Origin of the sequence: Cellulomonas sp. C5510 (genome assembly GCF_019797765.1) — a bacterium.
In the GTDB taxonomy this organism is placed as follows: Bacteria; Actinomycetota; Actinomycetes; order Actinomycetales; family Cellulomonadaceae; genus Cellulomonas.
Map to the genome: position 1 here is coordinate 2,787,765 of NZ_CP081862.1, position 16,062 is coordinate 2,803,826.

Annotated in this window: 13 protein-coding genes; 5 read left to right on the top strand and 8 right to left on the bottom strand. The window is 76.1% G+C overall.

All coding sequences use genetic code 11. The features are described from left to right. Window positions 1-71 precede the first annotated feature (71 nt). From K5O09_RS12870 to hisN, 4 genes are all read left to right on the top strand, one after another. Complete coding sequence (locus tag K5O09_RS12870) at window positions 72-689, top strand: DoxX family protein (protein WP_255595403.1); 618 nt, start codon at window positions 72-74, stop codon at window positions 687-689. A 94-nt stretch (window positions 690-783) separates the two neighbouring features. Next, window positions 784-2,103: a 3-phosphoshikimate 1-carboxyvinyltransferase gene (aroA, locus tag K5O09_RS12875; protein ID WP_222169912.1), complete on the top strand. Its 1,320-nt coding sequence runs from the start codon at window positions 784-786 to the stop codon at window positions 2,101-2,103. A gap of 25 nt (window positions 2,104-2,128) precedes the next feature. After that, the gene (gene rsgA / locus K5O09_RS12880; RefSeq protein ID WP_222169913.1) at window positions 2,129-3,175 is read left to right on the top strand and encodes a ribosome small subunit-dependent GTPase A; all 1,047 of its coding nucleotides are present in this window, start codon (window positions 2,129-2,131) and stop codon (window positions 3,173-3,175) included. 27 nt (window positions 3,176-3,202) lie between these two features. After that, window positions 3,203-3,997 carry a histidinol-phosphatase gene (gene hisN / locus K5O09_RS12885; protein WP_222169914.1) on the top strand — a complete coding sequence of 265 codons (795 nt, stop codon included), beginning with the start codon at window positions 3,203-3,205 and terminating at the stop codon, window positions 3,995-3,997. A 7-nt stretch (window positions 3,998-4,004) separates the two neighbouring features. On the opposite strand, the gene K5O09_RS12890 is transcribed toward hisN, so the two are convergent. Further along, window positions 4,005-4,487 carry a hypothetical protein gene (locus K5O09_RS12890; RefSeq protein WP_222169915.1) on the bottom strand — a complete coding sequence of 161 codons (483 nt, stop codon included), beginning with the start codon at window positions 4,485-4,487 and terminating at the stop codon, window positions 4,005-4,007. Between the two features lie 263 nt (window positions 4,488-4,750). Here K5O09_RS12890 and K5O09_RS12895 point away from each other — a divergent pair, with 263 nt between their 5' ends. Then, on the top strand, window positions 4,751-5,494 hold the full coding sequence (locus K5O09_RS12895) for an Rv3235 family protein (RefSeq protein WP_222169916.1): 744 nt from the start codon (window positions 4,751-4,753) through the stop codon (window positions 5,492-5,494). 51 nt (window positions 5,495-5,545) lie between these two features. On the opposite strand, the gene secA is transcribed toward K5O09_RS12895, so the two are convergent. From secA to mtrA, 7 genes are all read right to left on the bottom strand, one after another. Further along, on the bottom strand, window positions 5,546-8,365 hold the full coding sequence (gene secA, locus K5O09_RS12900; RefSeq protein ID WP_222169917.1) for a preprotein translocase subunit SecA: 2,820 nt from the start codon (window positions 8,363-8,365) through the stop codon (window positions 5,546-5,548). Window positions 8,366-8,502: 137 nt separating this feature from the next. Continuing rightward, window positions 8,503-9,801 carry a winged helix-turn-helix domain-containing protein gene (locus K5O09_RS12905; RefSeq protein ID WP_222169918.1) on the bottom strand — a complete coding sequence of 433 codons (1,299 nt, stop codon included), beginning with the start codon at window positions 9,799-9,801 and terminating at the stop codon, window positions 8,503-8,505. Between the two features lie 211 nt (window positions 9,802-10,012). Then, window positions 10,013-10,672, bottom strand: coding sequence for a ribosome hibernation-promoting factor, HPF/YfiA family (gene hpf / locus K5O09_RS12910; RefSeq protein ID WP_222169919.1), 660 nt, complete (start codon window positions 10,670-10,672; stop codon window positions 10,013-10,015). Between the two features lie 168 nt (window positions 10,673-10,840). Beyond that, window positions 10,841-11,713: a ComF family protein gene (locus K5O09_RS12915; protein WP_222169920.1), complete on the bottom strand. Its 873-nt coding sequence runs from the start codon at window positions 11,711-11,713 to the stop codon at window positions 10,841-10,843. Between the two features lie 100 nt (window positions 11,714-11,813). After that, window positions 11,814-13,532 (bottom strand): LpqB family beta-propeller domain-containing protein, encoded by a 1,719-nt coding sequence (locus K5O09_RS12920; protein WP_222169921.1) that lies wholly within the window; start codon window positions 13,530-13,532, stop codon window positions 11,814-11,816. Then, window positions 13,529-15,295 (bottom strand): MtrAB system histidine kinase MtrB, encoded by a 1,767-nt coding sequence (mtrB, locus tag K5O09_RS12925; protein ID WP_222169922.1) that lies wholly within the window; start codon window positions 15,293-15,295, stop codon window positions 13,529-13,531. The genes K5O09_RS12920 and mtrB overlap by 4 nt, the downstream gene beginning before the upstream one ends. Before the next feature lie 53 nt (window positions 15,296-15,348). Then, entirely contained in the window at window positions 15,349-16,032 is a 684-nt protein-coding gene (gene mtrA, locus K5O09_RS12930; RefSeq protein ID WP_222169923.1) for an MtrAB system response regulator MtrA, read from the bottom strand. Between the last annotated feature and the right edge of the window lie 30 nt (window positions 16,033-16,062).

The following is a 16,062-nucleotide window of genomic DNA, read 5'->3' on the forward strand; positions in this document are numbered from 1 at the left end:
CACAACACGTCCGCCCGCCGCAGGCATTCCCGGGCGCGCGGCGCGGCGGCGGACACTACGTTGGACCGCAGGTGTCCGTGCGTCGCGGACCGCCGGAGGAGGACGTCATGCTGCTGCGCCGCATCGCCCGACCGCTCTTCGCGTCGTGGTTCCTCAGCGAGGGGGTCGACGCCCTGCGCCGCCCGTCCGCGCACGTCCCCGTCGCGCGGGACGCGGTCGAGCGTCTGTCCGCCTCGGTGCCGCGCGGCGCGCTCGGCGGGGCCCTCGACGCGTACCGCCACCCGTCCGACGGGCAGCTGACCACGCTGGTGCGGGCGCACGGCGGCGCCACCGCGCTGGCGGCGCTGCTCCTGGCCACCGGGCGCGCACCGCGCGCCGCCGCGTTGGCGCTCGCCGCCCTCACCCTCCCTCTCGCGGCCGCCGACGCCCCGCCGTCCCGCAAGGAGCGCGCCCACCTCGACGCCGAGGAGAAGAAGGCCCGCAAGACCCGGTTCCTGCGCGGCCTGTCGCTGAGCGGCGGCGCCCTCATCGCCGCCGCCGACACCGCCGGGCGTCCGTCGGTGCGCTGGCGCGTCGAGCACGCGCGAGCCACACGGGCGGCCGCCGCGTCGGCGTCGAGCGCCGCCGCCGCCGGCGTCGCCGCAGCGGGCAGGGCCGCGCGCCGGTCGGTCTCCGAGGCCACGCACTGAGGGCGCGGGCCTCGGGAACGGGCGCGGAGGGGGACCCGCGCCCCGGCGTGGACGGGGCCGTCGTCGCCGCGGCCCGTCCCGCTAGCCTGCTGGCATGAGCCACGCCACCCGCGACGACGTCCCCGCCGGGGTCGGCGCCGCCGCCGACTGGCCCGCCCCGACCGCGGCCCGCCCGCTCGACGCCACCGTCGAGGTGCCCGGGTCGAAGTCCCTGACCAACCGGTACCTCGTGCTCGCGGCCCTCGCCGACGGGCCCGGGCGCCTGCGGGCCCCGCTCCGGTCCCGGGACACGCTCCTCATGGCCCAGGCGCTCCGCGACCTCGGCACCCTGGTGGCTGACGACCCGGCGTCGCCCGGCGACTGGGTCGTCACGCCCGCGCCGTTCGGCGGACCCGGGCAGGTCGAGTGCGGCCTGGCAGGCACGGTCATGCGGTTCCTGCCCGCCGTCGCCGCCCTGGCGGACGGCCCGGTCCGGTTCGACGGAGACGAGGGGGCCCGCGTCCGCCCGATGGGTCCGGTGCTCGCGGCCCTCCGCGCCCTCGGCGTCCGGGTCGACGAGGAGGGCGCGCCCGGGCACCTGCCGTTCGTGGTCGCCGGTGCCGGCCGGGTGCGCGGCGGCAGCGTGGACGTCGACGCGTCCGGCTCGTCCCAGTTCGTGTCGGGGCTGCTGCTCGCGGCGGCCCGGTTCGACCAGGGACTCACCGTGCGGCACACGGGGCCGACCCTGCCGAGCCTGCCGCACATCGAGATGACCGTGGAGGTGCTGCGCGCCGCGGGCGTGGTGGTGGACGACTCCCGACCGGCCATCTGGCGCGTCGAGCCCGGTCCGGTGGCCGCGCGCGACGTCCGCGTCGAGCCCGACCTGTCCAACGCGGCGCCGTTCCTGTGCGCGGCACTGGTGGCCGGCGGGACGGTCCGCGTCCCGGGGTGGCCGGCGTCGACCACCCAGCCGGGCGGCCTGCTGCCCGGCATCCTCGAGCGGATGGGCGCGACCACGCGGCTGGACGGCGACGTGCTGGCCGTCACGGGCACCGGCACGGTCCGGGGCCTCGACCTCGACCTGCACGCCGCGGGCGAGATCGCCCCCACGATCGCCGCCCTCGCGGCCCTCGCGGACTCCCCCACACGGCTGCGCGGGATCGCGCACCTGCGGGGCCACGAGACCGACCGGCTCGCGGCGCTGTCCGCGGAGATCACCCGGCTCGGCGGGCAGGCCGAGCAGACGGCGGACGGCCTGGTCATCACGCCGCGCGCCCTGCACGGGGGCACCGTGCGGACGTACGCCGACCACCGCATGGCCACGTTCGGGGCGCTGCTCGGCCTGGCCGTCCCCGGGATCCTCGTGCAGGACGTGGCGACGACCGCCAAGACGATCCCCGACTTCGTCGGGTTGTGGGACGGGATGCTGGCGTGACCGCCCTCGCCGGGGACCGCTGACCGTGGCGCGCAGGGCGCTCGACGAGTCGGACGTGCGCGTCCGCCCGAGCAGGCGGGGCTCCCGCCCGCGGACCAAGACCCGGCCCGAGCACGCCGACGCCGAGCGGGCGCTCGTCACCGGTGTCGACCGGGGCCGCTACACCGTCCTCGTCGACGCCGACGGTCCCGGCGAGCGGGTCGCCACCGCCATGAAGGCCCGGGAGCTGGGCCGGGAGCGCGTCGTCCCCGGCGACCGGGTCGACCTGGTCGGCGACACCTCCGGCGCGGCGGGGTCGCTCGCGCGCATCGTGCGGATCGCCGACCGGACGACCGTGCTGCGCCGCACGGCGGACGACACCGACCCGGTCGAGCGCGTCATCGTCGCGAACGCCGACCAGCTCGTCGTCGTCACCGCGCTCGCCGACCCCGAGCCGCGGACCCGGATGATCGACCGCTGCGTCGTCGCCGCCTACGACGCCGGCATGGAGGTCCTGCTGGCGCTCACCAAGGCGGACCTCGCCGACCCGGTGACGCTGCGCTCGCTCTACGAGCCGATCGGCGTGCGCGTCGTCGTCACCCGGCGGGGCGGGGACGCGATCGAGGGCCTCGACGCGCTGCAGGACGCGCTGGCGGGCCGCACGTCGGTGCTCGTCGGGCACTCGGGCGTCGGCAAGTCGACCCTCGTCAACGCCCTCGTCCCCGACGCCCTGCGGGCCACCGGCGTCGTCAACGACGTCACCGGCCGCGGCCGGCACACGTCGACGTCCGCGGTCGCGCTCCGCGTCCCCGGGCCGGCCGGCACGTGGGTCATCGACACGCCCGGCGTGCGCTCCTTCGGCCTCGCGCACGTGGACCCGGACCACCTGCTCGGCGCGTTCGCGGACCTCGCGGAGGTCGCGCAGGGCTGCCCCCGCGGCTGCACCCACGCGGCGGACGCGCCCGACTGCGCGCTGGACGACTGGGTGGCCGGGGCCCCGGACGACGACGCACGGGCAGGCCGCGCCGCGCGTGTGGACTCGTTCCGCCGGCTGCTGGTCAGCCGGACCGGCGCACCGGACCCGGCGGGCTGACCGGCGGCTTCCGGATAGGTTGGGCGCATGACCCGGTACGACGACGACCTGCGCCTCGCCCACGTGATCGCCGACCAGGTGGACGGGCTCACGATGTCGCGCTTCAAGGCGCAGGACCTGCGGGTCGAGACCAAGCCGGACCTCACGCCGGTCTCCGACGCCGACCGGTCGGCCGAGGAGCTCGTGCGGACGCAGCTGTCACGGACCCGCCCCCGCGACGCGGTGCACGGCGAGGAGATGCCCGACACCGGGCACGGTCCGCGGCGCTGGGTCGTGGACCCGATCGACGGGACGAAGAACTTCGTGCGCGGTGTGCCCGTGTGGGCCACCCTCATCGCGCTGCTCGACGGCGACGAGGTGGTGGTCGGCCTCGTCAGCGCGCCGGCGCTCGGTCGCCGGTGGTGGGCGGCGCAGGGCTCCGGGGCGTGGTCCGGGCGGTCGCTCGCGGCGGCGAGCCGGCTCCGGGTCTCCGAGGTCGGCCGGCTCCAGGACGCGTCGTTCTCCTACTCCAGCCTGAGCGGCTGGGAGGAGCAGGGCCGGCTGGAGCACATGCTGTCGCTCACCCGCCAGGTGTGGCGCACCCGCGCCTACGGGGACTTCTGGTCGCACGTCCTGGTGGCCGAGGGTGCGGTGGACCTGTCCGCGGAGCCCGAGCTGTCGCTGCACGACATGGCCGCCCTCGTGCCGATCGTCACCGAGGCCGGCGGCCGGTTCACCTCGCTGCAGGGGGTCGACGGGCCGTTCGGAGGCTCCGCCCTGGTGTCCAACGGCCGGCTGCACGGCGCCGCGCTGCAGGTGCTGGATCCCCTGCTGGAGCGCTGAACGGCACCTAGCGCGGGATGCGGTCCAGCTCGGACACGTCGTACCAGAGCAGGTCGCGCTCGGCCAGGGCGTCGAGCGCCGCGTCGTCGCCGTCGAGCGCGAGCGCCACCTCATCACGAGCCGCGGGCTCGTCCACGTGCGCGCACACGACGTCGTCCAGCGCCACGGACGACGTCAGGGAGACCAGGCTCGCGGCCTCGTCGCCCGTGTCCTCGTCCCCGGGCGCCCCCGCGCGGACGGCGTCGTCCGGCACCTCCACCGTCACGACCAGGCGCAGCCCCGGCGCCCCGGGGCGCGCTGCGAGCAGCACGAGCGCGTCGTCGGCGGCCATGAGCTGCGCGGCGAACTCCACCCCCTCCTCGTCCTCGTCGGGCAGCAGCGCGGCGAGCGCCGGCGTGACCGCGTGGGCCCGTCGCGGGGCAGCGAGAGGGGTGCCCGCGCGCAGCAGGGCGTCGAGCTCGTCGAGGGTCGCAGGCAGGTAGAGGCGCACGGCACCAGTGTGCCCGCCCACGCCCCGTGCACGGTGCACATCCGGGACGAACCGGGGCGAGTGTGGTCGAGACGACGCCGTCGTCCCCAGGCTGCGCAGCCGGATTGGTGGGGGCGCCGGGGTGCCGGGTAGACCTGGCGTCCCCTTGCGCCCCAGCGCCCCGACGGAGGACACATGACGACCAGCCAGCGCCCCACGACCGGTCCCCTGGGCGAGACCGCCCGCCCGCGCGCCACGACGGGACGGCCGCCGGCGGTGCACCTATGAGCACCGTGGTGGAGGTGCGGCTCGTGCCGGCGCCGCCGACGACGACGTCGGCGGACGCGACGGCGATCTCCTCCGGCCGGCGCGTCCTCCCGCCCGGGGGCGCCGACAGGGACGCCCCGGCGACGGACGGGCCCGCCCCGACGGGACCGACGCGCCCGCGCAGGACGGCCGTCCCGCTCCCGGCCCGGCGCCGCCCGCCCCGCCGGCCCGCACCGGTGGCCGACGACGCCCCCGCCCGCCAGCCTGTCGTCGAGCGCCTCGGGGCGGGCAGCGTCGCCGCGTACAGCCACGCGGTCCCCGACCGGGTCCCCACCGAGCCGGTGCCGGTGCCCGCGCTGCCCCCGGGTCCGGCCGGCGGGCCGGCGGCCACCCTGGACCCACGGCAGGCCTGCTGCATGGTCGCGCTCGCCGCCGTGGAGGTGCTCTCCGGCACGAGGCCGCTCGCCCAGCTCGCCCGCTGGGTCACCCCGGAGGTCTACGACACGCTCGCCCGCCGCGCCGCCCTCACCGCGCCGCGCAGCCGCGTGCTGGACCCGGTCGCGGCGCCGGGCGACCTGGCGGGCCGCACCGAGAGCCCGGTGCGACGACCATCGGTCCGGCGGGTCCGTGCCGTCGCGGTCGGCCAGGACGCGCTCGAGGCGTCCGTGGTGGTCGCCCACGCGGGGCGGGTGCGGGCCGTCGCGGTCCGGCTCATCCGGGTGGCGGGGCGGTGGCGGGCCGCAGCCCTGGTCGTGGGCTGACGTGCCGGGGGCGGCCGGCGGTCCCCGGCCACCCCCGGTCAGCGGCCGGGGTCAGCCCCGGCGGCGCTGCTGCTTGGCCGCCTTGCGCCGCGCCTCGCGGTTGCCGCTCGCGGCGTCGTCCGCGCCGTCGTCGGCCGGGCGCCCGGAGGCGGCCGGGGCGGCCGATGCGCCCGCGGCGCGACGGCCGCTGCGGGTCACCTGCGCGCCGCTGTCCCCGTCGACGCTCGGCGCCGAGTACTGCAGCGGCACGCGCTGGTCGGGCCCGTCGATCCCCTTCGCCACGAGCACGGGCCCCGCGCCGTCGCCCGCGCCCTCCCCGGCGGCCGGGGCGTCCTCCACGGGCGTCCCGCCGGCGGCGGGCTGCGCGGGCTCGGCGACCTTGACCTCGAGGTTGAACAGGAACCCGACGGCCTCGTCCTTGATGGACCCGGTCATCGCCTGGAACAGCTGGAAGCCCTCGCGCTGGTACTCGATGAGCGGGTCGCGCTGGGCCATCGCCCGCAGACCGATGCCCTCCTTGAGGTAGTCCATCTCGTAGAGGTGCTCGCGCCACTTGCGGTCCAGCACGGACAGCACGACACGACGCTCGAGCTGGCGCATGTTCGCCTCGCCGAGGCTCTGCTCGCGCTCCTGGTAGGCGATGCGCGCGTCCGACAGCAGCTCGGTGCGCAGCAGCTCGGGCGTCACGCGGCCGAGCCCGCCGGCCTGCTCGACGACCTCGTCGACCTCGATCGAGACCGGGTAGACGGCCTTGAGCGACGCCCAGAGCTGCTCGAGGTCCCAGTCCTCCGGGTGGCCCTCCCCCGTGGCCGCGGCGACGTAGTCGTCCACCACGTCCTCCAGGAAGTGCTGCACCTGGTCCTGCAGGTCCTCGCCCTCGAGCACGCGACGGCGCTGCTCGTAGATGACCTCGCGCTGCCGCGACAGCACGTCGTCGTACTTGAGGACGTTCTTCCGGATCTCGAAGTTGCGCGCCTCGACCTGCGACTGCGCGGACCGGATGCCGCGCGTGACGATCTTGGACTCGAGCGGCAGGTCGTCCGGGAAGCCGGCGCGGGTCATCATCGACTCCGCCATGCCGGAGTTGAAGAGCCGCATGAGGTCGTCCTGGAGCGACAGGTAGAACCGGGACTCGCCCGGGTCGCCCTGCCGGCCGGAGCGGCCGCGGAGCTGGTTGTCGATGCGGCGCGACTCGTGCCGCTCCGTGCCCAGCACGTACAGGCCGCCGAGCTCGACGACCTCGTCGTGCTCGGCCGCCACCGCCGCCTTGGCCTTCTCGAGCGCCTCGGGCCAGGCGGCCTCGTACTCCTCCGGGCTCTCCTTCGGGTCGAGCCCGCGGGCGGCCAGGTCGGCGACGGCCATGAACTCGGCGTTGCCGCCGAGCATGATGTCGGTGCCACGGCCCGCCATGTTGGTCGCGACGGTGACGGCGCCCTTGCGGCCCGCCTGCGCGACGATCGACGCCTCGCGCGCGTGCTGCTTCGCGTTGAGCACCTCGTGCGGCACCCCGGCCTTGCGCAGCTTCCGGGAGAGCAGCTCGGACTTCTCGACGCTCGTCGTGCCGACGAGGACCGGCTGCCCCTTCGCGTGCCGCTCGACGATGTCGGCGACGACCGCGTCGAACTTGCCCTCCTCGGCCTTGTAGACGAGGTCCGCCTGGTCGACGCGCTGCATCGGGCGGTTCGTCGGGATGGGCACGACGCCGAGCTTGTACGTGCCCTGGAACTCGGCCGCCTCGGTCTCGGCGGTACCGGTCATGCCGGCGAGCTTGTCGTACAGGCGGAAGTAGTTCTGGAGCGTGATGGTCGCGAGCGTCTGGTTCTCCGCCTTGATGGCGACGCCCTCCTTGGCCTCGATGGCCTGGTGCATGCCCTCGTTGTAGCGGCGGCCCGGCAGGACGCGGCCGGTGTGCTCGTCGACGATGAGCACCTCGCCCTTGTCGACGATGTAGTCCTTGTCGCGCTTGAAGAGCTCCTTGGCCTTGATGGCGTTGTTGAGGAACCCGATCAGGGGGGTGTTGAGCGACTCGTACAGGTTGTCGATGCCGAGGTAGTCCTCGACCCGCTCGATGCCGGGCTCGAGGACGCCGATGGTGCGCTTCTTCTCGTCCACCTCGTAGTCGCGCTCCGGCTGCAGGCGGCGCACGACCTTGGCGAACTCCGCGTACCAGCGGTTCGCGTCACCGGACGCGGGGCCGGAGATGATGAGCGGGGTGCGCGCCTCGTCGATGAGGATCGAGTCGACCTCGTCGACGATCGCGAAGTGGTGGCCCCGCTGCACGAGCTCGTCCGTGCTCCACGCCATGTTGTCGCGCAGGAAGTCGAAGCCGAACTCGTTGTTCGTGCCGTAGGTGATGTCCGCGGCGTACTGCGCGCGCCGCTCCGCCGGGGTCTGGCCCTGGAGGATGACGCCGGTCGTCAGGCCGAGGAACCGGTAGACGCGGCCCATGAGGTCCGCCTGGTAGCTCGCGAGGTAGTCGTTGACCGTGACGACGTGCACGCCCTGGCCGGTCAGCGCGTTGAGGTACGCCGGCGCGGTGGCGACCAGCGTCTTGCCCTCACCGGTCTTCATCTCGGCGATGTTGCCCAGGTGCAGCGCGGCCCCGCCCATGAGCTGGACGTCGAAGTGCCGCTGGCCGAGCGTGCGGCGCGCGGCCTCCCGCACGGCCGCGAACGCCTCCGCGAGGATGTCGTCGAGCGTCTCGCCGTCGGCCAGCCGCGCCTTGAAGCGGTCGGTCTCCTCGCGGAGCTCCGCGTCCGACAGCGACGAGAAGTCGCTCTCCAGCAGGTTGACCTGCTGGGCGATGCCCGACAGCTTCTTGAGGATCCGTCCCTCGCCCAGGCGGAGGACCTTCTCGAGGATCGCAGGCACGTGCACTCCCGACTCGCTGCGCCCCGGCGCGGATGCGCGGGGCGTCCCGGCGTCCCGACCGCACAGCCGGGCCCTGTCCATCGTAGGTGAGGCACGCCGACCGGCAGCAACCGGCGCCCCGGGCGTGGGCGACGACGTCAGCGCGTCGCGAGCGCGGCGGTGAGCACACCCGCGAGAGTCCCACGGGGCTCGCCGTCCCGGCCCCCGACGACCACGTCGTCGAGACCCAGCCAGCCGGCCAGCAGGCGGAGCTCGTCCGCGAGGTCGGCGGCGACCTCCGCGGCGTCGTCGCCCGCCCCCGGTGGCTCGTGCGCCGCGTGGACGCGCAGCACGCGCGACGCCCGGTCGGCCTTGAGGTCGACGAGCGCCGCGAGCCGCTCGCCGCGCAGGAACGGGAGCACGTAGTAGCCGTGGACCCGCTGCGCCTCCGGCACGTAGATCTCGATGCGGTAGCGCAGACCGAAGAGCTCCTCCAGGCGGCGGCGCTCGAAGACCAGCGGGTCGAACGGGCTGAGCAGGGCGCGACCGGTGGCGCGACACGGCAGGTCGGCGTCGGCGTGCAGGTACACCGGTCGCTCCCAGCCGGACACCCGCACGGGGACGAGCGTGCCGTCCTCCACGAGCTCGTCCAGCGCCCGTCGTGCCCCCGCGCCCCTGACGCGGAAGTAGTCGAGCAGGCAGCGTGCCGACGCGACGCCGTGCGCGCGGGCGGCGATGGCGAGGAGCTCGCGCACCGCCGTCGCCTCGTCCGGCTCCTGCACGTCGAGCACCGCGGCCGGCAGCACGCGGGACGTCAGGTCGTAGCACCGCTCGAACTGGGCGTTCCGGCGCGCGGAGGCCACCTCACCGGTGAAGAAGAGGAACTCGAGCACCCGCTTGGACGCCGTCCAGTTCCAGCCCCAGTCGGTGCGCGTCCGGGGGTGCTCGGCCTCGACGTGCGCGTGCACCTCGGAGGCCGTGAGCGGGCCGTCGGCCTCGATCATGGCCAGGACGTCCGCGACGAGCGGCGAGAACCGCATCGGCACCTCCCGGATCGAGCCCCACGCGTGGTCCAGGTACGCGCGGCGTCGCCAGCCGAGCAGCGCGTACGTCTCCGGCGGGACGTACGACGCCTCGTGCGCCCACGTCTCCACCAGCCGCCGCGGCGCCCGACCGGACGCGCGGTCGAGCAGCGCCGTGTCGTACGGCCCCACGCGCGAGAACGTCGGCATGAGGTGGGCCCGGGCGAGGACGTTGACCGAGTCGATCTGGAGCAGCCCGACCCGGTCCACGACCTGCTGGAGGTGGCGCATGGTCGCCGGCCCGGTGCGCGGTGCACGGGGGCGGTCGAGCCCCTGGGCGCGGAGGGCGACGCGGCGCGCCTGCGAGAGGGACAGCGTGCCGCCGGGTCGGTGCGCGGTCCCCCGGGGCGGGGCGGCGGGGGTCGTCGTGCTCATCGACCCATCGTGCCGCCCGCCACCGACACCGTCCGGGCCGGGGCCGGGCCGGCACTCCACCGCCGCCGCCGTCACGGACGCGGACCGCGGTGCCCGCGCGGCGCGCCGCCGACGCCGCGCGACGTCCGCGGCCCGGCACGGCAGCGCCCGCCGGCACGTGCCGGCGGGCGCTGCCGTGCGGGTGGCGGCACACGCCGGCCCGCGTGGCGCCTCAGCGCTGGGCGACCGCCCCGGCGTGCGCGGTGCCGCTCCCCGTCGTCGTCACCGCGGCGTCGAGCTTGATCACGCCGTAGCTCCAGCCCCGACGCCGGTACGCGACCGCGGGCTGCGCCGTCTCCGCGTCGACGAACAGGAAGAAGTCGTGCCCGACCAGCTCCATCTCGTACAGCGCGTCGTCGATCGTCATCGGCTGGGCGAGGTGCACCTTCTCGCGGATCACCACCGGCGAGTCCCCGAGGGTGGTCTCGACGACGCCGTCCTCGGAGGGCTCGGGCGCGAGGTCCTGCGGCTCCGGCTCGGGCTCGGCGGGGACCGGGACGGAACCGGTCGGCGCCTGCGAGCGCCCCCGGTGGTTCTTGCGCCGGTCACGCGCCCGGCGCAGCCTCTCGGTCAGCTTGTCGATCGCCAGGTCGAACGCCCCGTAGCGGTCGTCCGCGCACGCCTCGGCCCGGATCACCGGTCCCTTGCCGACCACGGTGAGCTCGACCCGCTCGGCGGCCGCAGCCTGCCGGGGGTTGGGCTCGTGGGTCACCTCGACGTCGATGCGCTGCGCACGGGGCGCGAGCTGCTCGAGCTTGGCGAGCTTGTCCGTCACGTGCTGACGGAAACGCTCGGGGACGTCGGTGTGACGGCCTGCGACGACGATCTCCATGGGATACCTCCTGGAGGTCCGGGGGGCGGGGTCCTCCCCCGCCCGGCAGCGTGCTCTCGAACGCCCTCGTGGGGCGGGATGCGGGCACCACCTCCTCGTGCGGGCGCGCCCGCCGAGACCCGGGAACCGGGTGACGTCCCTGCCGCCCGGCTGCTCTGGGGCACCACGCTAGCCCGGCGCGGTCGTGGGTTCCAACCAGGACGGCGGCGCGCCGGGCGGAGGGGTGACGGCGAGCACCACGGCGCCGCGCGGGCGCGCCCCCTCCCGCTCCAGCGCGGCGCGGCAGGCGGCCAGCGTCGCCCCCGTGGTCAGGACGTCGTCGACCAGCAGCACGTCGGCGCCCGCGAGGGCGGCACGGGCACGCGGGTGCACGCGCACCCGGCCTGCGAGGTTGGCCGCGCGCCCGCGGACGCCGAGCCCGACCTGGTCCGCACCCCCGCGGGCGAGACGCAGCGCGGGCACCACCGGCACCGCGGCGGGGACCCGGACGCGTGGCGTCGGCACGGCAGGCCGGGTCGGGACGGCGGGCACGGCGTCCGCGAGCCCCGCGGCGAGTGCCCCGGCCAGGCCGGCCACCAGGTCCTCGCCGCGCCTCGCCGCGCCCGCCCGCGAGGCCGGCGCCGGCACCACGACCAGCCGGCCCGGTGGCGGCACCACCCCGCGGAGCGCGACCCGCGGCGCACCGGGCGGCCCCGGCACGCCGGACGCAGGGGGCGCCGCGCGCGCGGCGGCCACCTCCGCCACCAGGACCGGAGCCGCACGGCGCACCACGGCTGCGAACCAGGGCGACACGTCGGCCCGCCCGCCGTCCTTCCACGCCACGACCGCGCGCCGCACGGTGCCCGCCCCCACGGCGAGCGCCCAGACCGGCAGGACGGTCCCGTCGAGGCGGTCGAGCCGGCCGGCCGCGTGCTCGCACCGGCGGGGCGGGCCGGACCAGCGGTGCAGGCACGCCGGGCACAGCGCGCGCCCCGGCCGCGCGCAGCCGGCGCAGGTCACGGGGAGCACCAGGTCCACCAGGTCGTGCAGCAGCCGCGTCATCCCGCCATGCTGCGCGGCCCCGGCCCGCCGCGCCTCCGGCGTCCCCAGGTCGAGCGCGCCCCCGCACGGTCCCCCGCCCTGGGGAGGACCTGGCGCCCGCTCAGCCCGCGAACGCCGGGTCGCGCACGCCGTCCGCGACCCGCTCCCAGCTGGACCCCGAACGGGCGTACAGCGCCCCGTCGGCGGTGGCGACGTACAGGACCCCGTCGCCCTTGCCGCCCGCGATGTCCACCGAGTCCACGATCGGCGGGCGGGCCTGCACCTGGCCGGACAGCGGCACGAGGTGGTACACGTCGGTCGTCGTGCTGCCGGAGCGCCCCAGGACGCCGAGCGTGCTCTCGTCGACCCAGACGACGCGGGTCGCGTCCAGCAGCGTCACACCGGTGCGCCACGCCTCGCCGACCACCTGCGGCGTGCCGGAGCCGTCGCGCACCACCGCGGCGACGTCGACGCGCACGCCGTCCGACCCGGACGACACGACGGCGACCCGCGTCGCGTCCCGCGCCATCCGCACCGACCGCACGGTGCGGCCCTGCAGCCACTCCCCCTCGACCTCGACCACCGTGCCCTCCGCGTCGACCGCGAGCAGGCGCCCGGGGAGCGACGACGAGGCAGTCCAGACCCACCCGAGCCGGTCGACGGACGGCCCGACCAGGTCCGGCTCGCGCAGCAGCAGCTCCGACGGGGTGCCCGTCAGCGGCACCGTCACCAGCCGGTCCGTGCCGGACAGCACGACGCGCAGGTCACCGGAGCCGTCCCGCGCCGGGTCCCGGGCGTCCAGCCCCGCCAGCGACGCCACGCCCTCGACCTCGACGAGCTCGCCCTGGTCGAGCCGCACCAGCCCGCCGTCGTGCAGCGCCTCGAGCGACCCGCCCCCGTCCTGACCGCGCTCCAGCTCCGCGGGCTCGGCGCCCAGCGGCACGCCGCCGGCCGTCACGTCCACGGCCCGCACCCGGGCGATGCGCAGCGACGCCTCGAGCTGCGCCTGCAGCAGCGCCCGGTCCTCGGGCTCGGGCGGCAGCGACCCCGCGGACAGGCTGACCGCCGCGCGCCCCTCGTCGTCGACCGAGACCGCGTCGGGCTGCAGCGCGGCCCCCTCGGGGATGGGGTTGCGCACCGCGTCGCGCAGCCAGTCCGACGGGCCGGCGATGAGCGCGCGCACGATGGAGGTCGCGAGGTTCCGCACGGGGAACCAGCGCGTCTCCGGCACCAGGAACAGGCCGTCGCCGGAGACGAAGTACACCGTCGCCGACCGGTAGATCGCCTCGAAGTTCGGCTGCGACAGCACGACGCCGTCCTCGAGACCGGAGATGCGCCACTGCCCGTCGTCGTCCTGCACCAGGTCGAAGACCAGCGACTCCTCCGCGTCCGGCCCCGCCTGCGCGTACCGGCCCTCCGCGTCGATCCGGGCCGCGACCCGGATGGTCACCTGGACCTGGTACTGCCCCTCCAGGCGGATGTCGGGGCTCGACGCGGTGGAGTACACGACGACGCGCTCGCGCGGGCTCCAGGACCGGCGGGCCTCGCCGGACAGGTACTCGCGGGCGTTGCGGAAGTCGTCACCGGCGTCCGCGGTGGTGGTCGTGTCCCGGCTGAACCCGGCGGCGCTCGCCCCGAGGAACCCCCGCACGATGTCCTCCTGCGACCCGTCCTGCGGGGGCGGGTCGCCCAGCGGCTCCACGGGGCCCTGGTCCGTGACGCCCTCGACGCCGACGCCCACGGGCCCGGAGGTCGGGATGCCGACGCACCCCGCGAGGCTGAGCAGCAGGACGGCCAGCAGGCCCGCCAGGGCTCCGCGGCTCCGGTGCCGGGGTGTCATCCGTCCTCCCGGGACGTGGGACGGGCAGCGGCCGTGCGCCGGGCCACCGCCTGCTGGGCCTCGCGCGCCCGCTCGACGACGTCGAACGAGCCGGTGGTGGGCGGCAGGTCGGGGAGGGCCGCCGGGTCGACGCCACGCTCCGGCGCGCCGGCGTCGTCGGGACGCGGGTCCGCCTCCGGGTCCGCCGGCGGCTCGAGCGGCAGCGGCGAGCCGGACAGCACGATGCCGGCACGGCGCGGTAGGGTCAGTCGGAACGAGGCGCCCTGGTGCGGCCGGCCCCACGCCTCGAGCCAGCCGCCGTGCAGGTGGGCGTCCTCCAGGGAGATCGCGAGGCCGAGCCCCGTGCCGCCGGTCGTGCGCGCGCGGGCGGGGTCCGCGCGCCAGAACCTGTCGAACACGTGCTCGGCCTCGTCGCGCGTCATCCCGACGCCGTGGTCGCGCACCGTGACCGCGACCGCGCGGTCGTCGGCGCCCACCGTGACCTCCACGTCGGTGCCGTCGGCGTGCTCGATGGCGTTCACCAGGAGGTTGCGCAGCACCCGCTCGACGCGCCGCGGGTCGACGTCGGCGACGCAGCTGTCGTCGGGCTGGGTGACGGACAACCACGTGCCCTTGCGCCCGGCGAGGGGCACGGCCTGGTCCACGGCGGCGCCCACGATGTCGCGGACGTCCCGCGCCTCCGCGTCGAGGACGGCTGCGCCCGCGTCGAACCGGCTGATCTCCAGCAGGTCGCCGAGCAGGTCCTCGAACCGGTCGAGCTGCTGCTGCAGCAGCTCCGCCGACCGCCGCACGGCCGGCGGGAAGTCGTCGCGGGACTCGTAGAGCATCTCGCCGGCCATCCGCACCGTCGTCAGCGGGGTGCGCAGCTCGTGCGAGACGTCGGAGACGAAGCGCCGCTGGAGCGCCGAGAGGTTCTCCATCCGCACGATCTGGTCCTGCAGGCTCTCGGTCATCTCGTTGAACGACCGCCCCAGCCGCGCGAGCTCGTCCTCGCCCCGCACCGCCATGCGCTCGTCGAGGTTGCCGTCCGCGATGCGCTCCGCGACGTGCGCCGCGAGCCGCACGGGCCGCACGACCTGCCGCGTGACGAGCCAGGTCATCGTGACGAGCAGGGCCACGAGCGCGACGCCGGCGATGCCCAGGACGCCCAGCAGGAAGTCGAGGCGGTCCTGCTCGGCCTGCAGCGAGTACAGGAAGTACAGCTCGAAGGAGCCGGCGGACGGCACGGTGACGACCTGCCCCACGACGACCCCGGGCTCGACCCGGCCCGTCCCGGAGGACGTCGCCGGCCACGCGACGGACTCCCAGCGCTGGCCGTCGTTGCGGGCGGTCGCGTCGCGCAGCTCGTCCGACACGAGCTGGAGCAGCGTGGAGTCCGACGCCGGACTCGTCACGAGGATCGGCTGCTGCTGCCCGCGCGTGCGCAGGATGAAGACCTCGCGCTCCCCCGAGCCGCCGGAGCGCAGCGCGCTGACCATGTCGTTGAGGAGCTGCTGGATCTCCGGGGCGGTGGCCGCCGTCGAGGCGTCGAACGTCTTCTGGGCCTGAGCCGCCGACCGCGCGGACTCCGCGAGCACCTGGTCGACCCGGGCCGTGAACAGCCCGTCGCGCACGCTGATCGACAGGTACCCGCCGAGCACGACGAGCGCCACCAGCCCCGCGGCCAGCGTCCACGTGATGACGCGCGCCTGCAGCGAGCCGCGCCAGCCGCGCACCAGACGGCGCAGCCGCGCCGCGGACCGCACGGCCAGCAGGCGGCGCACCCGCGTCGACCGTCCCGGCGCCCCCGGCGAGAAGGGTGCCGGCGGGGGCCCGCTCACGACGGCGTCGCGCCCGCCTTGTAGCCGACGCCGCGGACGGTCACGACGATCTCCGGTCGCTCGGGGTCCGCCTCGATCTTCGAGCGCAGCCGCTGCACGTGCACGTTCACGAGGCGGGTGTCGGCGGCGTGGCGGTACCCCCACACCCGCTCCAGCAGCACCTCGCGGGTGAAGACCTGCCAGGGCTTGCGCGCCAGGGCGACGAGCAGGTCGAACTCCAGGGGCGTCAGCGGGATCGGCGCGCCGCCGCGGGTGACGCGGTGGCCGGTGACGTCGATCGACAGGTCCCCGATGCGCAGGTGCTCGGGGGCGGGCTCGTCGCTGCGCCGCAGGCGGGCCCGGACGCGCGCGATCAGCTCCTTCGGCTTGAACGGCTTCGCGATGTAGTCGTCCGCGCCGGACTCCAGACCCAGCACGACGTCCACCGTGTCCGCCTTCGCCGTCAGCATGACGATCGGCACGCCCGACTCCGCGCGGATGAGGCGGCACACCTCGGTGCCGTCCTTGCCGGGCAGCATGAGGTCGAGCAGCACGAGGTCCGGCTGCGAGGCCCGGAACGTCTCCAGAGCCTCGTCCCCGTCCGCGCAGAACACCGGATCGAACCCCTCGGAGCGCAGCACGATGCCGATCATCTCGGACAGGGCGGTGTCGTCGTCGACCACGAGAACGCGTCCCTTCATCGGACCATGATGGCATCCGCGGGCAGCTCG